Source organism: Parabacteroides sp. AF39-10AC (assembly GCF_003635405.1).
Classification (GTDB): Bacteria; Bacteroidota; Bacteroidia; order Bacteroidales; family Tannerellaceae; genus Parabacteroides; species Parabacteroides distasonis.
Window position 1 is genome coordinate 20565 of record NZ_QTLP01000031.1, and the last position, 16644, is coordinate 37208.

Genomic DNA, 16644 nt, shown 5'->3' on the forward strand with positions numbered 1-16644 from the left:
TCAAGCGAAGATTTCCATGAAAATCGATCTCAATTGACTTTTTGCCAACTCAAAGTCTTGGGGTGCCCCCAACTCCATAGCCAAGGAGGTAACGCCTTTATCCGTAAAGCCACAAGGGTTGATCAATGAAAAGTAACTCAGATCCGTATTTATATTCAAAGCAAAGCCATGCATCGTAACGAACCGGCTGCTTTTCACGCCAATCGCACAGATCTTACGGGCACGTCCCGGTACTTCAGGGTCTAGCCATACACCCGTCGCCCCTTCCAAACGTTCCCCTTTCAAGTCGTAAAGCGATAGGAAACGGATGATCGTCTCTTCCAACATATAGATGTATTGTTTCAATCCCAGATTCCAATATTCCAGATCAAATACCGGATAACCGGTAATCTGTCCCGGACCGTGATACGTTATATCCCCCCCTCTGTTTATATGGTAAAACGAGACCCCTCGTTCCCGTAAAGTTTCCTCGGGGATAAGCAAATTAGAGTCCTTGCCACTTTTACCGATCGTCAAGACCGGTAAATGCTCACAAAAGAATAATTGATTATCCTCTTTCTTTCCCGTTGCCTTCGCATCCAATAAGACCTCGAAAGCAGCTGTCTGATATTCTAACGCATCGGCATAAGCGATTCGTCCCAAGTCATGATAACGGAAGCTCTCCATTTCTTTCTTTTTTTAACCTTTCCGGTACCGGGATCAACTTGCCCGGCACCATATCCCATTTCTACTTTTATCAGTTTTCCCATTAAGGAAATTATTTTCGCTTGTCGTTTCAGCATATAAGGTGACGGTTTAGCAGAATTAAACTTCCGGGGATTTGGAAGTGTGGCCGCTATTAGGGCTGCCTCGCTTTTGGTCAATTGGTAGGCATGCTTACCGAAATGAGCCTCCGCTACCGCCTCCGCACCATAGATACCCTCCCCCATCTCTATCGAGTTCAGATAGACTTCCATAATACGTTCCTTTCCCCATATCCATTCGATCAAGAAGGTAAAATAGACCTCGATACCTTTCCGTAAATAACTTTTCCCCGGCCAAAGAAATACATTCTTAGCGGTCTGCTGGGAAATCGTGCTGGCACCTCTTACCCTTTTACCTTTCTCGGCCTCGGCCCGTGCCTTCTGGATTTGTTCCACATCAAAGCCATTATGCTCCATGAACAGGTTATCCTCCGACGCTATGACCGCTTGAACCAAAGGCTGGGCGATCTTGGATATAGGAACCCACGTATGATCGAGTTTCATTTTCTTCCCATCCTGATGCTGCTCATACATACGAATAAACATCAATGGCGTATAATATACGGGTACAAATTTATATACCACTACCGCCAATATACTGGATACAAACAGGAAGATCAACAGATTCCTGCACCAGATCCATATCCGTTTTACCAGAGGTGCTACCATATTCTTCTATTTGGAGAGACAAAGGTAAAGAATATTTCAGTTTCCGGCAGACTGAAACTCATAATTTACAGAAAAGGCACTATCTTTGGCTTTTGACAACTTTCCACCCTGTCATATGGTTATTTGATAAATAAATTAGTATGGAGAATCGTTTTTTAGGACTCATAGAGAATAGCATCAAGGAGCATTGGGATCTCCCGGCGTTCTCCGATTATAATGGACATACCTTCCATTATAAAGATGTAGCTCGTCGAATCGAGAAATTTCATATTATCCTAGAGCATGCCGGCATTAAAAAGGGGGATAAGGTGGCTTTAGTTGGACGGAACTCCTCCAACTGGGCGATCTGTTTCTTCGGGATCTTGGCTTATGGAGCCGTAGCCGTGCCTATCCTACATGAATTCAAACCGGATAATATACATCATATCGTAAATCATTCCGAGGCAAAGGCAGTCCTTGCCGCTTCCAGCAACTGGGAGAATATGAATGAACGCATGATGCCCGACGTGAAACTGTTCATGATGCTGGATAACTTCTCGATCATTCACAGTAAAAGCAAAGAAGTCCGGGTAGTAAGAGACCGGATCAATGAATATTTCGGTAAAAAGTACCCTCGTTCATTCACGTCGAACGATGTTCGGTATCACGTGGAAAAGCCGGAAGAATTAGCGGTACTTAATTATACTTCCGGAACCACCAGTTTCTCGAAAGGGGTTATGATCCCCTATCGGAGCTTATGGAGTAATACGCAATTCGCTTACGACAATTTACCGTTCATCCATCCGGGAGATAATATCGTATGTATGCTTCCGATGGCCCATATGTACGGATTGGCATTCGAGGTATTGAATTCCGTGAATAAAGGCTGCCATGTACACTTCCTCACACGTACCCCCAGCCCGAAAATCATAGCGGAAGCTTTTACGACAATCAAGCCGGCGCTGATCCTAGCCGTACCTCTGATTATCGAGAAAATCATCAAAAACAAGGTATTCCCCGAACTGGAGAAGCCTTTGATTAAATTGCTCTTGAAAGTCCCCTATATAGACCAGAAAGTACTGGATACCATTTCCGCCAAGTTAACGGCGTCTTTCGGAGGGAACTTCGGGGAGATCGTTATCGGAGGAGCCGCTATCAATAAAGAAGTGGAGACGTTCCTTCATTCCATCCATTTCCGATATACCGTAGGCTACGGGATGACCGAATGTGGCCCGCTAGTCTCCTATGCGCAATGGGATGAGTTTAAGCCCGGTTCCGTAGGACGTATCGTCGACCGTATGGAAGTCCGCATCGATTCAGAGGACCCGGAAAACAAGGTGGGAGAAATATTGGTGAAGGGTATGAACGTGATGCTCGGTTATTACAAGAATCCGGAGGCTACGAAAGCCGTTATGATGCCTGACGGATGGATGCGTACCGGCGATCTGGGAACCCTCGATAAAGATGGATTTTTATATATCCGCGGTCGTAGTAAAACCATGATTCTAGGCCCCAGCGGACAAAATATCTATCCGGAAGAGATCGAGGATCGCTTGAATAATATGCTATATGTAGCGGAATCGCTCATCATCTCCCAAGGAGGTAAACTAGTCGCCCTCATCTATCCCGATTGGGAGCAAGTAGATAAGGCAGGTATACAACATTCCGAAATCGAGAAGTTGATGCAGACCAACATTGACCAAGTAAACGAGGAGATGCCGAATTACAGTAAAATCACCTGTTTCAAGCTGTATCAAGAAGAATTCGAGAAAACACCCAAAAGAAGCATCAAGAGATATTTATACCAACCGGCCGAATAAAAAGAAAGCCGTCTTTTGTTAAAGACGGCTTCTTTTATATAAAGTAAATTTTATCCTTGACGAAAATCTTTTAAAACTTTTTGTAATTCTTGTCGAGCGAAAAATATACGGCTCTTAACCGTCCCCAGAGGAACATCCAGTTTATCAGCGATCTCATTGTATTTATAGCCACTCAAAAACATAGAGAATGGAACCTTCAACTCATTGTTCAAACCGTTGATCGCTTTCGTGATCTCTTGAATTTGATAAGCGCCATCCGGAGAGTCAAAACCTGAATCGTTCACGACATCCAAGTTATATAAGTCGACACCTTGATCTACGACAGTTTGCGTGCGAACGATCTTGTGATAATTGTTAATGAAAATGTTACGCATCACAGTCAAGACCCAGCCCTTAAAATTGATATTGTCTACAAATTTTTCTTGATTGTCTAAAACCTTCAGCGTTGTGTCCTGCATCAGATCTTGGGCATCATCCCTATTCGCTGTAAGCATAAGCGCAAAATTCATCATGTTTTCTTGCATGCTCAATAATTTTTTCTGAAATTGCAACGCATTCATATTGTTACTAGTTAAATAAAGTTTAATACTGTATAAGTATTATCCCTCAAACATTGAAGGATGCAACAAATATATAAATTAAAAATGGAGATATACAGTTCTTTGATAAATATTAATATTAAAAATCGTAACTTAATATTTTTGTTGTAAATCTTACTGAAAATGAGTATTATTTACAAGTTGCACAAGTTACAAAAATCAACATTTACAACAAGCCAGTTACAATTTTCAACCAAATATTAAAAACAAATATAATACAAACAAGATGAAACGTTTATTAACAATATTAACAGCTATAATATTAATACTTGCAATCTCTCTTCAATCGGAGGCTAAAGAGAAGTCCTTAATATATACGATTGATATAAAAAAAGAGATCGATAACACCACGTGGATTTATCTCCATAACGGATTATCAGAGGCCAAGCAATTGAGTGCCGATGCCATCTTATTGCATATGAACACATACGGCGGATTACTGGAATCTGCCGATTCTATGCGAACGGCTATTTTATATAGTCCCATACCGGTATATGTATTTATCGATAATAACGCAGCTTCAGCAGGTGCTTTAATTTCCATAGCATGCAAGAAAATCTATATGCGGAAAGGGGCGAATATAGGAGCGGCAACGGTTGTCAATCAAACGGGTGCGGCTCTACCTGATAAATATCAATCTTATATGCGTTCCATGATCCGTTCGACGGCTGAGGCGCAAGGGAAAGATACGCTTATACAAAACGGCGACACGATCTATAAATGGAAAAGAGATCCTTTAATCGCCGAAGCGATGGTCGATGACAGAGTGATCGTCCCCAACCTCATCGATAGTGGTAAAGTATTGACACTTACCTCTCAAGAAGCACTCAAATGGGGTTATTGCGATGGCATCGCCGAGAGTCCGGATCAAGTAATCACAGAATATATCGGATGTAAGGACTATGAGATTAAAAGTTATCAACCCTCATGGTTCGATAATGTAAAAGGTTTCTTTATGAGTCCGGTAATACAGGGCTTATTAATCATTATTATCATCGGTGGTATTTATTTCGAGATGCAAACCCCGGGGCTTGGTTTTCCATCCGCTGCCGCGATAATAGCGGCTATCCTTTACTTCGCTCCTCTCTATATGGACGGGTTGGCTGAAAACTGGGAAATCCTGTTATTCATTCTCGGCGTTATATTAATAATGTTGGAGATATTCGTGATCCCGGGCTTTGGCATAGCGGGGATAAGTGGAATTATTCTCGTGGTCGGCGGACTTACAATGAGCTTACTGAACAATACTGTTTTTGATTTTCAAAACGTATCTGGAATGGATACGGGCAGAGCCGCTTTAACGGTTCTATTAGGTCTGGGTATCGGATTCACGCTAGTGATATGGTTATCCAACAAAATAGGACATAAAGGACCGCTAAAGAAAATGGCATTAAACGCTGATTTGGAAAAAGCGGTATCCAGTCCCAATTTGACACAACTGATCGGAAAAGAGGGCACGGCCGCTACCGTTTTACGTCCTTCGGGTAAGGTATCTATCGAGGGAGAGTTGTATGACGGCGTATCGGAGTCTGGCTTCATCGAGAAAGGGACTCCTATCAAAGTCGTCAGATTCGAGAGCGCGCAAGTCTATGTAATCAACCTATAAACGAGTCTATGCGATCCGTTTATAGGCAATACATTTATCGATCACGACATATTCCATCGCTCCCATAGCCATCAAATCACTTAGGATGTTACGGGCCGCATAATAATTGATATGGGCGATATGGCAAAACTGCTTTATGCTGATATACGGATGCTCGTCGAGCCAAGAAAACAGGATCTCGACGGGCTTACTTATTTTCAGCAATGTACCTTCTTTGGTTTTCTGCTTCTTCCATGCTTGCATGAGGACTTCGTTCGCTAATATATTCTCGTCCGCAACCCGGATATAGGCCTTGTATTTATCGTCTTTATCCGGTGCCGTATGCGGTTTCTCATCGCTTGGGGCGATATAGACCTCCAATACGGTCTTCCCGTTGACATCCCAGCGCTTAGCTGTAAACGGCACCTCGGGATGCGTATACATTTTAGAAGCAGCCTCGATCATATAATATTCCTCCTCACTTCTCACACCGGAAATAGCGCCGTTATCCTTCACTCCAATCAGCAGACGCCCGCCATCTGTATTCGCGAACGCACTCAACGTCCGGGCGATCTTCTTACTGTCGCTCACCTCAAACTTGAAATCAAGTTGTTGATGTTCCCCTTGCTCTATAAGCGCTTCAATCGGATGTTTCTTCTTCATTTTGGCTTCTGTTTTGAGACACAAAATTAAAATAAATACCTAACTTTGGCAATCGAAAAAACAATAAACGATGTCTCAGATACCTGCGCTAATATCAGATCTTGCGGTCATACTCATATCCGCCGGGTTGGTTACCCTGTTATTCAAAAAGTTAAAGCAACCGGTCGTATTGGGGTATATCGTAGCCGGAATACTCGCCGGACCTTCCATCGAGCAAATACCGACAGTTACAGATGTGGAAAGTATCCGTATCTGGGCTGATATAGGCGTTATCTTCCTGTTATTCGCTTTGGGGCTCGATTTCAGTTTCAAGAAGTTGATGAAGGTGGGAGGAACCGCCGTCATTGGAGCCATAACCGTTGTTATAGGTATGATGACAGCGGGATATATCACGGGCTTATCACTGGGTTGGGGACATATGAACAGTCTTTTCCTCGGAGGTATGTTATCGATGTCTTCCACGACGATTATCTTCAAGGCATTCGACGACATGGGATTGCGTAACCAACGATTCGCCGGTGTCGTATTCGGTATCTTGGTGGTAGAGGATCTATTCGCCGTATTATTAATGGTATTACTTTCTACCGTAGCGGTAAGTAAACACGTGGAAGGCATGGAGATGCTGGATAGCGTAGTCAAATTAGGCATTTTCCTTTTATTCTGTTTCGTCGTCGGGATCTATTTGATCCCCTCTTTTCTGAAAAAGGCAAAAAGCTTCCTAAATGAGGAGACTCTGTTGATCGTGAGCATCGGGCTATGCCTTGGTATGGTTATGATCGCCACAAAAGCCGGATTCTCATCGGCTCTCGGAGCTTTTGTCATGGGTTCGATTTTGGCCGAGACCATTGACGCTGAACGGATCGAGCATTTGGTAAAACCCGTAAAAGACTTATTTGGAGCGATTTTCTTCGTGTCTGTAGGCATGTTAATCGATCCTCAGATGCTCTGGGAGTATAAAATCCCGATTTTCATTATCACGCTCGTAGTCATGGCCGGACAGATTTGTTTCGCCAGCTTCGGAGTATTACTGTCCGGACAACCGATAAAAATAGCCATCCAGTCTGGTTTCTCGTTAGCGCAGATCGGAGAATTCGCCTTCATCATCGCAGGTTTGGGACTATCATTAAACGTGACGGATCAATATCTGTATCCGATCGTTGTCGCCGTATCCGTGATCACGACATTCTTCACACCTTATATGATCCGGCTAGCGGAACCTGCCTACAAATGGGCGGAGCGGATCATACCGGAGAATTGGAAACAGTTCTTGGAGCGATATTCATCCGGTTCCAATACGATCCGTCAAAAAAGCGCATGGAATAAGTTACTAAAAGCCTTGGTCCGCATCGTCGGTACTTATACCGCCGTCTGCCTAGTACTTATCTTTTTATGGCTACAAATCGTGACTCCGTTCATCTGCAAACATTTGCCCGGCATCCAAGGAAATCTAATCTCCTTGATCTTAATCCTAGCTCTGATCTCCCCGATGTTGCGGGCGATCATGATGAAAAAGAATCATTCCGTGGAGTTCCAGCAATTATGGAACGATAATAAATATAACCGGGGTCCCCTAGTCTCACTCGTGATCCTCAGAATCCTGCTCTGTATCGGTCTCGTCATGCTTCCAGTCGCACGGTTATTGAATGCTGCGCTAGGAATTATGCTGGCGGTCGCTTCCGCCGTTATCGTATTAATGATATTCTCCAAACGGCTAAAGAGGCAGTCGATCTTGATGGAACGGCATTTTTTCAGTAACCTTGTAGCGAGGGAAGTGGAACAAGAGCGAAAAGCCCCGATCAACCAGCGTTTCGCGAACCACTTATTAGAACGAGATCTCCATTTAGCGGATTTCGAGGTGAAGCAGAATTCCCCCAGTATGGGAAAAAGCCTGAAAGAATTAAACTTCAGGCAAAAGTGCAACGTAAATATCGTAACGATTATCCGGGGAGAGAAGCGAATCAATATACCGGGAGGAGACGAGCGGCTCTACCCGTTCGATAAACTGGTAGTAGTTGGCGCGGATGATGATCTGGAGCACTTTAGGAAATATCTGGAGGAACGCTACAAGAAATCATACGCCGAGCAATCGAACACAAGAAAGGAAGAGATGAACATGGAGCAAATCATTATCTCGGAAGGTTCCCGATTGATCGGCCGCTCCATCATAGAGTCCGGTATCCGTGATAAAGCCGCTTGTTTGGTAATCGGTATCGAACGTGGAAGTAGCTCGATCAAGAATCCGCCTCCCAGTACGGTTTTCGAGGAAGGAGATATCGTATGGATCGTAGGCGAACGGGATAAGTTGATCCAGTTAAGCGAAGGAAAAGTAGTAACCAGTTAACAAAATGATATAGAATGATGAAGTTTATAGGAATTATTCCGGCGAGATACGCCTCTACCCGTTTTCCGGGGAAGCCATTAGCGGATATGAACGGAAAGCCCATGATACAACGTGTATATGAGCAAGTAAAGGATGTCTTAGACTCCGTTTGCGTAGCTACCGACGATATCCGGATAGAGAATGCGGTTAAAACCTTCGGCGGCCAAGTCGTCATGACCTCCGATCAACATCGTAGCGGTACGGATCGTTGCTACGAGGCTTATCAGAAAATAGGCGAAGGGTATGATGTGATTGTCAATATCCAAGGTGACGAGCCTTTTATCCATCCCGAGCAAATCCAGACGATCAAAACCTGCTTCGCCGACACAAACACGCAAATAGCGACATTGGTAAAGCCTTTCCGTTCGGACGATGATTTCGAGAGTACCCTATTCAATCCCAATTCCCCGAAAGTCGTACTCAACAATAACAACGAGGCTATGTATTTCAGTCGATCTATTATTCCTTATATCCGGGGCAAGAAATATACGGAATGGTTGCCGAGTCATACCTTTTACAAGCATATCGGGTTATATGCCTATCGTGCGCAAGTGCTGAAAGAAATCACCCAATTACCTCAATCCGCTTTAGAACTGGCGGAAAGCCTTGAGCAATTACGCTGGTTGGAAAACGGATATAAAATCAAGGTCGGCATCACAGAGCAAGAAACGATCGGTATAGATACACCGGAGGACATGGAGAAAGCCTTAGCCTTCCTTGCGAACCGCTGATCACTTACACTATTATTCAATGAATATAGTCAGAGTAGTACCAATAGGTGGAGGAATAACGATCTCGTAATTCCTCCTTTGCTTTTCTACCCGATTTACAATGGATGTAATCTTGGTAATCCTCGATAACATCTTGAGGTATCAGATAACCGTCCACCTCCTCGTCCGAGCTTTTAGATAAGACTTGTACCAAAGCCTCCTCGTACAAACGGGGTACAACCTCAAATTTTCCTTTATAATAAGTATCGAACGCATTCTTAAAACTATTCAAATTCTCGTTCAGTAAATAATAGCACAACAAATAATCCAATGCCTGTTTATTTTCCGGATATTCCGCCACCAAACTTGACAGTACGCCCGGATAATCGGATATGGACATTAGTATGTCGTGCTCTCGCTCCCAATCACTTTTCCTCGGCAAACGTTTCTCCATCGACAAGGTCTCCTCACCCTTCAACTGTTCCTCCTTCGACCTTGCCCATGAGTGATAAAATAACGTCGCGTCCAATAGGTTCAGGTATTTTCTAGCCTCCTCAATATCCCCTCGCCGCATATCAATCTCCACCAGCCGCTTGATCTGCCGTACACTTCTTTGTTTAGGGCTGAACAAGATTCCTTCGATCGCCCGGTGACGGGCCATATCCATATCTCCCAATTGATAATACACCTCATTACTGAAAAACACGGGAAGTATAGAAGACCTCAAATCGATCGGTAAGAACAAGGCGTCCGCCCCTCGTTGATAATGATCCATCAAATTCTGAGGCAACTCGTTCTTCTTGGAGAAAGCGATATTCCTATAATAACTTACCAAGATATCGGGAGAATCAAATCCGGCAGACAAATCCAAGACTCGCTCCCAATCACCCCTATAGATCGCTTGGTCTACTGCCAGAACCTTTTCCCGCTTCCGGTTCGTACCCGCTATAACAAATGAAAAGAATCCAAATACGACTAAAAAGGTAATAAGCAAGCTATGCCGGTTCAGACGTATCCTACGTATACTTTTAATCTCCAAAGCGAATATCTCTAGAATCAACGCTAAAGCGGGGAAATATACGCTCAAGCCATCCACATGGGAATATTTATAGGCCTCCTCAATGCTCAATCCATAAAAATGACGCATGAACAACGGATATAAATAACTCGATAACAAAAGAGAAAGCCAGAACCACCACCGTTTCCTATTCTTGGCTCCCTCATAGAATATCACCATCAAGGAGAAGACAAACAGCCGGCTACCGACCATGCTATAAATTATGGGAAGAAGTATAAAAGCCACCCAAACGGACGTTCTCTTATTCTTAATCCGGATGTATCCCAAGAAGAGCCATAGCACGAAAATCAACGTAAGCGTAGACGCTATACTATACGACAACCGGCAAATCAATCCCCACTCTAACGCTACCGGAAACAACGCATATATGGAGACCATATTACCATTCCCGAACTTGCGTAAAACCCGCATAGAGTAATACCATAAGAGCAACAACACGCACGTCACGATTAACGGACCTATCACAGTCAAATGGAAGAACTGTATCAAGAAATTCCCCACATAACAGCTCAACCAGGCCGGCTCATCCCAGAACGAGATAAAATAATCGGTGGTATACAAAAAAATCCTCATCTGCTCTTTGAAGAACAAATGGTTTGGGTAAATCCATTGAAAGAAAGCAAAGCATACTACGAAGAATATTCCCGCTATTACCCATTGAAGCGATCGTTCATTTTTTGTCATTGACAAAATCTCTTATTTATAACCTCCCTATTTCCTCAATATAGAAAAAATCAATTTCCTCATCAATCTTTTGAATACAAAACAATGCAAACAAACAAAAAGTTTTGAATAAATACAAATAAACAAATAGAATCATGATCAAGACGTCTTGTTTTTCAAGTAGAGGAGCCAAGATATACAAAAAAAATCCCTTTATCTACCAATAAGCAAATAAAGGGACCTTTTTCAAGGACAACAATTACTATTATCCTATCGTTTTTTCTTAGCCTCTTGTTGTTTACGCAACGTCTCCTGCTGTGCTCGTTGAGCCTCTTCCAGACGTTTCATGAAACCGGATTTCTTCATCGGTTTCCGTTTGTTTGCCTCCAACTTAGCTAACAATTTATCCTCATTGATCGTATAGCGGAAGATCAATGTCTGCACGATTGTGATCAACGTAGAGATGAAATAGTAATACGTCAAACCGGAAGCATACTGGTTGAAGAACACCAAGAACATCAACGGCATCATGTACATCATGGCCTTCATGCCCGGCATCTGTTGCTGCCCGGTATTCGTCATCTCCATATTATACTTGGTATAAAAAATATTCGTGATCGTCATCAACAAACAGAACAAACTGATGTGATTTCCGAAATACGGAGTGATGATCGGAATATATTTATTCCAACTAAAGATAGCGTCGTAAGTAGACAAGTCGTGCGCCCAAAGGAAACTCTGGTGACGTAACTCGATCGCCGACGGGAAGAACATGAATAAAGCGATCAAGATCGGCATCTGCAACAACATCGGCAAGCAACCACTCATCGGGCTCGCCCCCGCACGGCTATATAGCTCCATCGTCGCTTTCTGCCGTTCCATAGCCTTATCCTGTCCGGGATACTTAGCGTTGATCTCCTCCACTTGCGGACGCAATACACGCATCTTGGCGGACGACATATAAGACTTATACGTCAACGGGAAAAGGATGATCTTCACGATGATAGTCATCAAAAGAATCAAGATACCATAATTATGGATAAACTTACCCAAGAAGTCGAACAAAGGGATCACGAAATATTGATTCACCCAACGGAAAATACCCCAACCTAGCGGAACCAACTTCTCCAGATCCAGTTGCTGCTCGGCAACGACACCTTTATCGAAGGACTTCAACAAGGCGAACTTATTCGGTCCGAAATAAAAGGACAGGTTCGTGGCCTCCTTACCTTGCAAGTCGAAAGGTACGGAAGTGGTCGTCTTGAATTGTTTCAATACATCCCCCTCCGGAATCGCTTTCGAGTCTAAGGTAGTAGCCTCAAAGCCCTCTTGCGAGATCAATACGGTAGAGAAGAACATATCCTTATAACCGATCCATTTCAAGCGGTTCGGGATCTGCTTGCTGTCACTCTTCGACTCGCTCAGGTGTTCCACGTCGTCCGCCATGAACTTGTAGTTCAAAGTCACGTAGCGATCCTCAAACTTACGTCCTTTTTCCTGTTGGCGGATATCCTGCTCCCACAATAAATCCAAGGCATTCGTGCTCGGTGCCAAGACACCGTTCAATCCCGTACCCAGAATCTGGTATTGCACCATATAATCATCCGGTTTCAAGGTATAGGTAAAATCCAGATGACTACCCTCGCCGGTGTTCAAACGCATGATCACGGAATTCGGGTCATTACCTTTAACCGGGGTAAAATACAAATCGCCCGTATTCACGACACGGTTCGTAGCCGTGACCAACGTAAAATTAAAATTAGACTCTTTCTCGTCGAACAAAACGAGAGGCTCGTCATTATACGTATCATACTCCTTCAAGCGTGCGTAACAAATACGTCCGCCCTTATTGCTGATACGAAGCTCAACCAAGTTATTTTGTAGGGTCGTGTAATCTTCCGTACCCACCATAGCTTCGCCGAATACGCCGAAGCTCTGCTGCAAACGTTGCGCCCTTACCGAGTCCGGCACGTTCTCCAACGAATCCTCCACTAAAGCACTTTTGTTCTCTTGTTTCTGCAATTCCAGTTGCTGGGCATACTCAATCTTCGCGATTGAATCTTGGTAACGACGTTGCGCCTCCAACTGCTCAGGCGTTGGCCGGTTGAACCAGCTAAACGCAAATAATACGACACCGATCAGCAGAAAACCTATTAATGTGTTTTTATCCATTTATCACCAATTATTTTTTATTTTCGATAGCAGCTTTCACGAAGCTGAGGAAAAGAGGATTCGGATTCACCACGGTACTGTTGTACTCCGGATGATATTGAACGCCCACGAACCATTTCAAGGCGGGGATCTCTACCACCTCTACCAGATTTGTCTCCGGATTCTCACCCGTACACATCATACCGGCGGCCTCATATTGCTTCTTATACTCGTTGTTGAACTCGAAACGATGGCGATGACGCTCTTGGATATGCTCCTTGCCGTATGCCTCCAATACCTTGGAGCCCTCTTTCAGCGTACAGTCGTAAGCACCCAAACGCATGGAACCTCCCATATTGGTAACGTTCTTCTGCTCCTCCATCAAGTCGATCACCTTATGTGCCGTATTCGGCTCCATCTCCGTAGAGTTGGCATCCGCCAAACCTAATACGTCACGGGCAAACTCGATCACCATGCACTGCATACCCAAGCAGATGCCCAAGCAAGGGACATCATGCTCACGAGCGTATTTGATAGCGGCAAACTTGCCCTCGATACCTCTCTGCCCGAATCCGGGGGCGATCAAGATACCATCCATATCCTTCAATTGCTCGGCGGCGTTCTCGTTATTTAATTTCTCCGAATGGAACAAATGCAAATCCAATTTATGATGATTGTAAATAGCGGCTTGCAACAAAGACTCGTCGATCGACTTATAAGCGTCTTGCAATTCCACGTATTTACCAACCAAACCGATCTTCACCGTATCCGTAGCCGTGCTCTTCAAGGCAAGGAATTCCTTCCAAGGCTTCAACTCCGGAGTCGGGCCGACTTCCATACCGACCTTACGCAAGACCACCTCGTCCATCTTCTGGCGTTGCAATACCAAAGGAACCTCGTAGATCGTCGGTACGTCGATCGACTGGATCACGGAATCCTCAGCCACGTTACAGAACAACGCCACCTTACGTAACAAGTTCGCATTCAACTCATGCTCCGTACGTAATACCAACACGTCCGGCTGGATGCCTAACTCCTGCAATTGCTTCACGGAATGTTGCGTAGGCTTCGTCTTATACTCTTTCGCCGCGGCGATATAAGGCACGTAAGTAAGATGTACGCAAAGGCAGTTCTTACCCAGCTCCCATTTCAACTGGCGAACGCTCTCTATGAAAGGCAGAGACTCGATATCACCCACCGTACCACCGATCTCGGTGATCACGAAGTCAAATTTATACTTGCTACCCAATAATTTCACGTTACGCTTGATCTCATCCGTGATATGAGGTACTACCTGTACCGTCTTACCCAGATAATCCCCCTTACGCTCCTTGTTGATCACGCTTTGATAGATACGTCCGGTAGTGATATTATTCGCACGGGTAGTCTGGACATTCAAGAAACGCTCGTAATGGCCCAAGTCCAAGTCAGCCTCATGTCCATCGACGGTCACGTAACATTCCCCATGCTCATAAGGGTTCAACGTACCCGGGTCGATGTTGATGTAAGGATCAAATTTTTGGATAGTAACCTTGTAACCTCTTGCTTGAAGGAGCTTACCTAAAGAAGCGGAAATAATTCCCTTACCTAAGGAAGAGACCACGCCGCCTGTAACGAAAATGTACTTTGTATCTGCCACGATAGTAATATTTTAGTTATCTTTTTAATTGCACACCTGCATTTCGAAACCGCAAAGTTAGCGATTTTCATCGAGACATGCCAAATTTAATGTTTTTATTTCTCGCTGAATATCTCCAGAACTGACCCGGGCTTCGGCAGGACTCTTCCGATTCCCGACCCGAAGCACGGCACTAAAGACAGTACTTCTCATGGAATTACTTCGGTACTACGTAGGAAGTACTGAAGTACTTTGACCGAAGTATTCCAGTACTTCCAGCGGAGTACTGAGGCAAGTCCGTATAAGCCTCGCTAGACACACCTGCTTTGCCTCAGTGATCGTAACTTTTACCCAGATAAATATCAAATCGTATGTTGTATATCATTCTTTTTAGCTAATTTTGCGACCACTACAACTAATAGATGTAAATAAGGTATTATGATGATGAAGAGGCATGGTGTGTATGCGCTATTATTACTTTCACTAATTGGAGGCTCGGCATACGGTCAAGAGAACCAGTTAGTTACCGGAACGATAGTTCAACGTCCCGCACAGCAAGTCGTATCGGATGATACGATTCCCGCGATCAATCTTAGCGAAGAGGAATTAGACAACATCGTAGACATTCGTAAGCAATTCGAGAAGCAAAACAAGACTTACTCGGCGCCCTTGGCCCCAAGCACGAATTTACTGCGTTTCTTGAAGAAAGACGAGCTGGAAATCTCGGACGAGGCGATGTATTGGGCCCGTCTGGTACGAGACGCCTCCACGGCTTTCGATAATACGATGACCTTCCGAGACACCGTGATCGTAAACCCTTTATTCATGCCGATCGTTTTCCGGGGAGATTATTTACCCGAGAACTTGATATTCTACAACTTCGATTCGTTGAAGGAGAGGACTCCCTATGATAACCTATACCGGACAGATTCCATTTTCAAAGATCTGGAACGAAACAAACAATTCGAGGAGATGGCTTACAAATATGTGCAGAACAATTACCCGACTTATTTCCGCTACTCCGAGAGGGATCTGCCCAATGAGGTGATCAAACCTAAATTCATCAAGAAGAATATTTATGAGGACTTGCCGATCAAGGTGGAGGCTGATGCCAATTTTGAGGACGTAGACGCTCCCGCCCGTTTTATCCCAGAGCGGAGATACTGGATATCGGCCTTTGAGAGCGCCGTCCAATTCTCCCAGAACTACGTTTCGGAGAACTGGTATAAAGGTGGAAGTAGCAACTTGAACCTGTTCACCAAGAACAATTTAAAATACGACTATAAGAAAGATAAGGTACAAGTAACGAACGAACTGGAATTCAAAGCCAGCGTATATACGGCACCGAAGGATACCTTAAGGAACTATAAGATCGGTGACGACGTATTCCGTATACACAGCAACGTCGGCTACCAAGCGTTCAACAAATGGTACTATACGTTCGACGCTGAGTTCAAGACCCAGTTCTTCACCAACTACCAAGAGAACGAGCGCATCAAACAGGCCGCATTCCTAGCCCCGTTCTCTATCAACTTCGGTCTCGGTATGAAATACGAGCTGGAAAAACAATTTACCGACAAGCATAAGAAGATTAAATTCAGCACCAACTTGGCGCCGATCTCCTATACATATATGTATACGACACAAGAGATCGATTATAGCCGTCACGGTTTCAAGAAAAACGAGGAAACCGGTGAGTTCAATAACAAGCTAAGCCAAATAGGTTCCACGATCCGCGCAGACCTCGCCTTTGATTTCAACCGTAACGTAAGCTGGCAATCCCGTCTTTATTTCTTTACCACTTATGGCGATCATACCATCGGGGAGTTCGAGAATACTTTGGTTCTGGCCATCAGCCGCTTTTTCTCCACACGTATCTATTTTCACCTTAGATACGACGATGGAGTGGAAAAAACAGAGGATAATAAGAGTTATTTCCAGCTTAATGAGTTGTTAAGTTTCGGTTTTAATTACAAATGGTAAGCT

12 protein-coding genes are annotated in these 16644 nt (G+C 44.2%); 5 read left to right on the forward strand and 7 right to left on the reverse strand.

All coding sequences use genetic code 11. From position 1 onward, the window contains the following. Positions 1 to 666 (reverse strand): lipoyl(octanoyl) transferase LipB, encoded by a 666-nt coding sequence (lipB, locus tag DW033_RS21015; RefSeq protein WP_008771720.1) that lies wholly within the window; start codon positions 664 to 666, stop codon positions 1 to 3. After that, on the reverse strand, positions 612 to 1412 hold the full coding sequence (mtgA, locus tag DW033_RS21020) for a monofunctional biosynthetic peptidoglycan transglycosylase (RefSeq protein WP_005865395.1): 801 nt from the start codon (positions 1410 to 1412) through the stop codon (positions 612 to 614). The genes lipB and mtgA overlap by 55 nt, the downstream gene beginning before the upstream one ends. A 140-nt stretch (positions 1413 to 1552) precedes the next feature. On the opposite strand from mtgA, the gene DW033_RS21025 reads away from it, so the two are divergent. After that, on the forward strand, positions 1553 to 3211 hold the full coding sequence (locus tag DW033_RS21025) for an AMP-binding protein (RefSeq protein WP_005855687.1): 1659 nt from the start codon (positions 1553 to 1555) through the stop codon (positions 3209 to 3211). Positions 3212 to 3261: 50 nt separating this feature from the next. Here the strand turns inward: DW033_RS21025 and DW033_RS21030 are convergent, their stop codons facing one another. Beyond that, the gene (locus DW033_RS21030) at positions 3262 to 3771 is read right to left on the reverse strand and encodes an RNA polymerase sigma factor (protein ID WP_005855686.1); all 510 of its coding nucleotides are present in this window, start codon (positions 3769 to 3771) and stop codon (positions 3262 to 3264) included. Between the two features lie 265 nt (positions 3772 to 4036). On the opposite strand from DW033_RS21030, the gene DW033_RS21035 reads away from it, so the two are divergent. Then, a complete protein-coding gene (locus DW033_RS21035) occupies positions 4037 to 5416 on the forward strand; it encodes a nodulation protein NfeD (protein WP_121773445.1) in 1380 nt (459 codons plus the stop codon). A 6-nt stretch (positions 5417 to 5422) separates the two neighbouring features. Here the strand turns inward: DW033_RS21035 and DW033_RS21040 are convergent, their stop codons facing one another. Continuing rightward, complete coding sequence (locus DW033_RS21040; protein ID WP_005865390.1) at positions 5423 to 6058, reverse strand: helix-turn-helix domain-containing protein; 636 nt, start codon at positions 6056 to 6058, stop codon at positions 5423 to 5425. A gap of 70 nt (positions 6059 to 6128) precedes the next feature. Between DW033_RS21040 and DW033_RS21045 the strand changes: the two genes are divergently transcribed. Together DW033_RS21045 and kdsB are read left to right on the forward strand one after the other, a co-directional pair. Beyond that, positions 6129 to 8399, forward strand: a complete 2271-nt coding sequence (locus DW033_RS21045) for a cation:proton antiporter (RefSeq protein ID WP_008771717.1) — start codon at positions 6129 to 6131, stop codon at positions 8397 to 8399. A 17-nt stretch (positions 8400 to 8416) separates the two neighbouring features. Further along, complete coding sequence (kdsB, locus tag DW033_RS21050; protein ID WP_122383125.1) at positions 8417 to 9169, forward strand: 3-deoxy-manno-octulosonate cytidylyltransferase; 753 nt, start codon at positions 8417 to 8419, stop codon at positions 9167 to 9169. Positions 9170 to 9185: 16 nt separating this feature from the next. Here the strand turns inward: kdsB and DW033_RS21055 are convergent, their stop codons facing one another. The 3 genes from DW033_RS21055 to DW033_RS21070 all read right to left on the reverse strand — a co-directional run bounded on the left by DW033_RS21055 (position 9186) and on the right by DW033_RS21070 (position 14679). Then, a complete protein-coding gene (locus DW033_RS21055; protein ID WP_122383123.1) occupies positions 9186 to 10910 on the reverse strand; it encodes a DUF6057 family protein in 1725 nt (574 codons plus the stop codon). Positions 10911 to 11159: 249 nt separating this feature from the next. Beyond that, complete coding sequence (gene yidC / locus DW033_RS21065; protein ID WP_008771714.1) at positions 11160 to 13061, reverse strand: membrane protein insertase YidC; 1902 nt, start codon at positions 13059 to 13061, stop codon at positions 11160 to 11162. Between the two features lie 10 nt (positions 13062 to 13071). After that, positions 13072 to 14679: a CTP synthase gene (locus DW033_RS21070; protein ID WP_005865380.1), complete on the reverse strand. Its 1608-nt coding sequence runs from the start codon at positions 14677 to 14679 to the stop codon at positions 13072 to 13074. Between the two features lie 417 nt (positions 14680 to 15096). Between DW033_RS21070 and DW033_RS21075 the strand changes: the two genes are divergently transcribed. Continuing rightward, complete coding sequence (locus tag DW033_RS21075; protein WP_122383124.1) at positions 15097 to 16641, forward strand: DUF3078 domain-containing protein; 1545 nt, start codon at positions 15097 to 15099, stop codon at positions 16639 to 16641. The last annotated feature ends 3 nt before the right edge of the window (positions 16642 to 16644 follow it).

Bases quoted from the DNA above. Each gene is read 5' to 3' on its own strand.
- lipB (WP_008771720.1), bottom strand. From the start codon at position 666: ATGGAGAGCTTCCGTTATCATGACTTGGGACGAATCGCTTATGCCGAT.
- mtgA (WP_005865395.1), bottom strand. From the start codon at position 1,412: ATGGTAGCACCTCTGGTAAAACGGATATGGATCTGGTGCAGGAATCTG.
- DW033_RS21025 (WP_005855687.1), top strand. From the start codon at position 1,553: ATGGAGAATCGTTTTTTAGGACTCATAGAGAATAGCATCAAGGAGCAT.
- DW033_RS21030 (WP_005855686.1), bottom strand. From the start codon at position 3,771: ATGAATGCGTTGCAATTTCAGAAAAAATTATTGAGCATGCAAGAAAAC.
- DW033_RS21035 (WP_121773445.1), top strand. From the start codon at position 4,037: ATGAAACGTTTATTAACAATATTAACAGCTATAATATTAATACTTGCA.
- DW033_RS21040 (WP_005865390.1), bottom strand. From the start codon at position 6,058: ATGAAGAAGAAACATCCGATTGAAGCGCTTATAGAGCAAGGGGAACAT.
- DW033_RS21045 (WP_008771717.1), top strand. From the start codon at position 6,129: ATGTCTCAGATACCTGCGCTAATATCAGATCTTGCGGTCATACTCATA.
- kdsB (WP_122383125.1), top strand. From the start codon at position 8,417: ATGAAGTTTATAGGAATTATTCCGGCGAGATACGCCTCTACCCGTTTT.
- DW033_RS21055 (WP_122383123.1), bottom strand. From the start codon at position 10,910: ATGACAAAAAATGAACGATCGCTTCAATGGGTAATAGCGGGAATATTC.
- yidC (WP_008771714.1), bottom strand. From the start codon at position 13,061: ATGGATAAAAACACATTAATAGGTTTTCTGCTGATCGGTGTCGTATTA.
- DW033_RS21075 (WP_122383124.1), top strand. From the start codon at position 15,097: ATGATGATGAAGAGGCATGGTGTGTATGCGCTATTATTACTTTCACTA.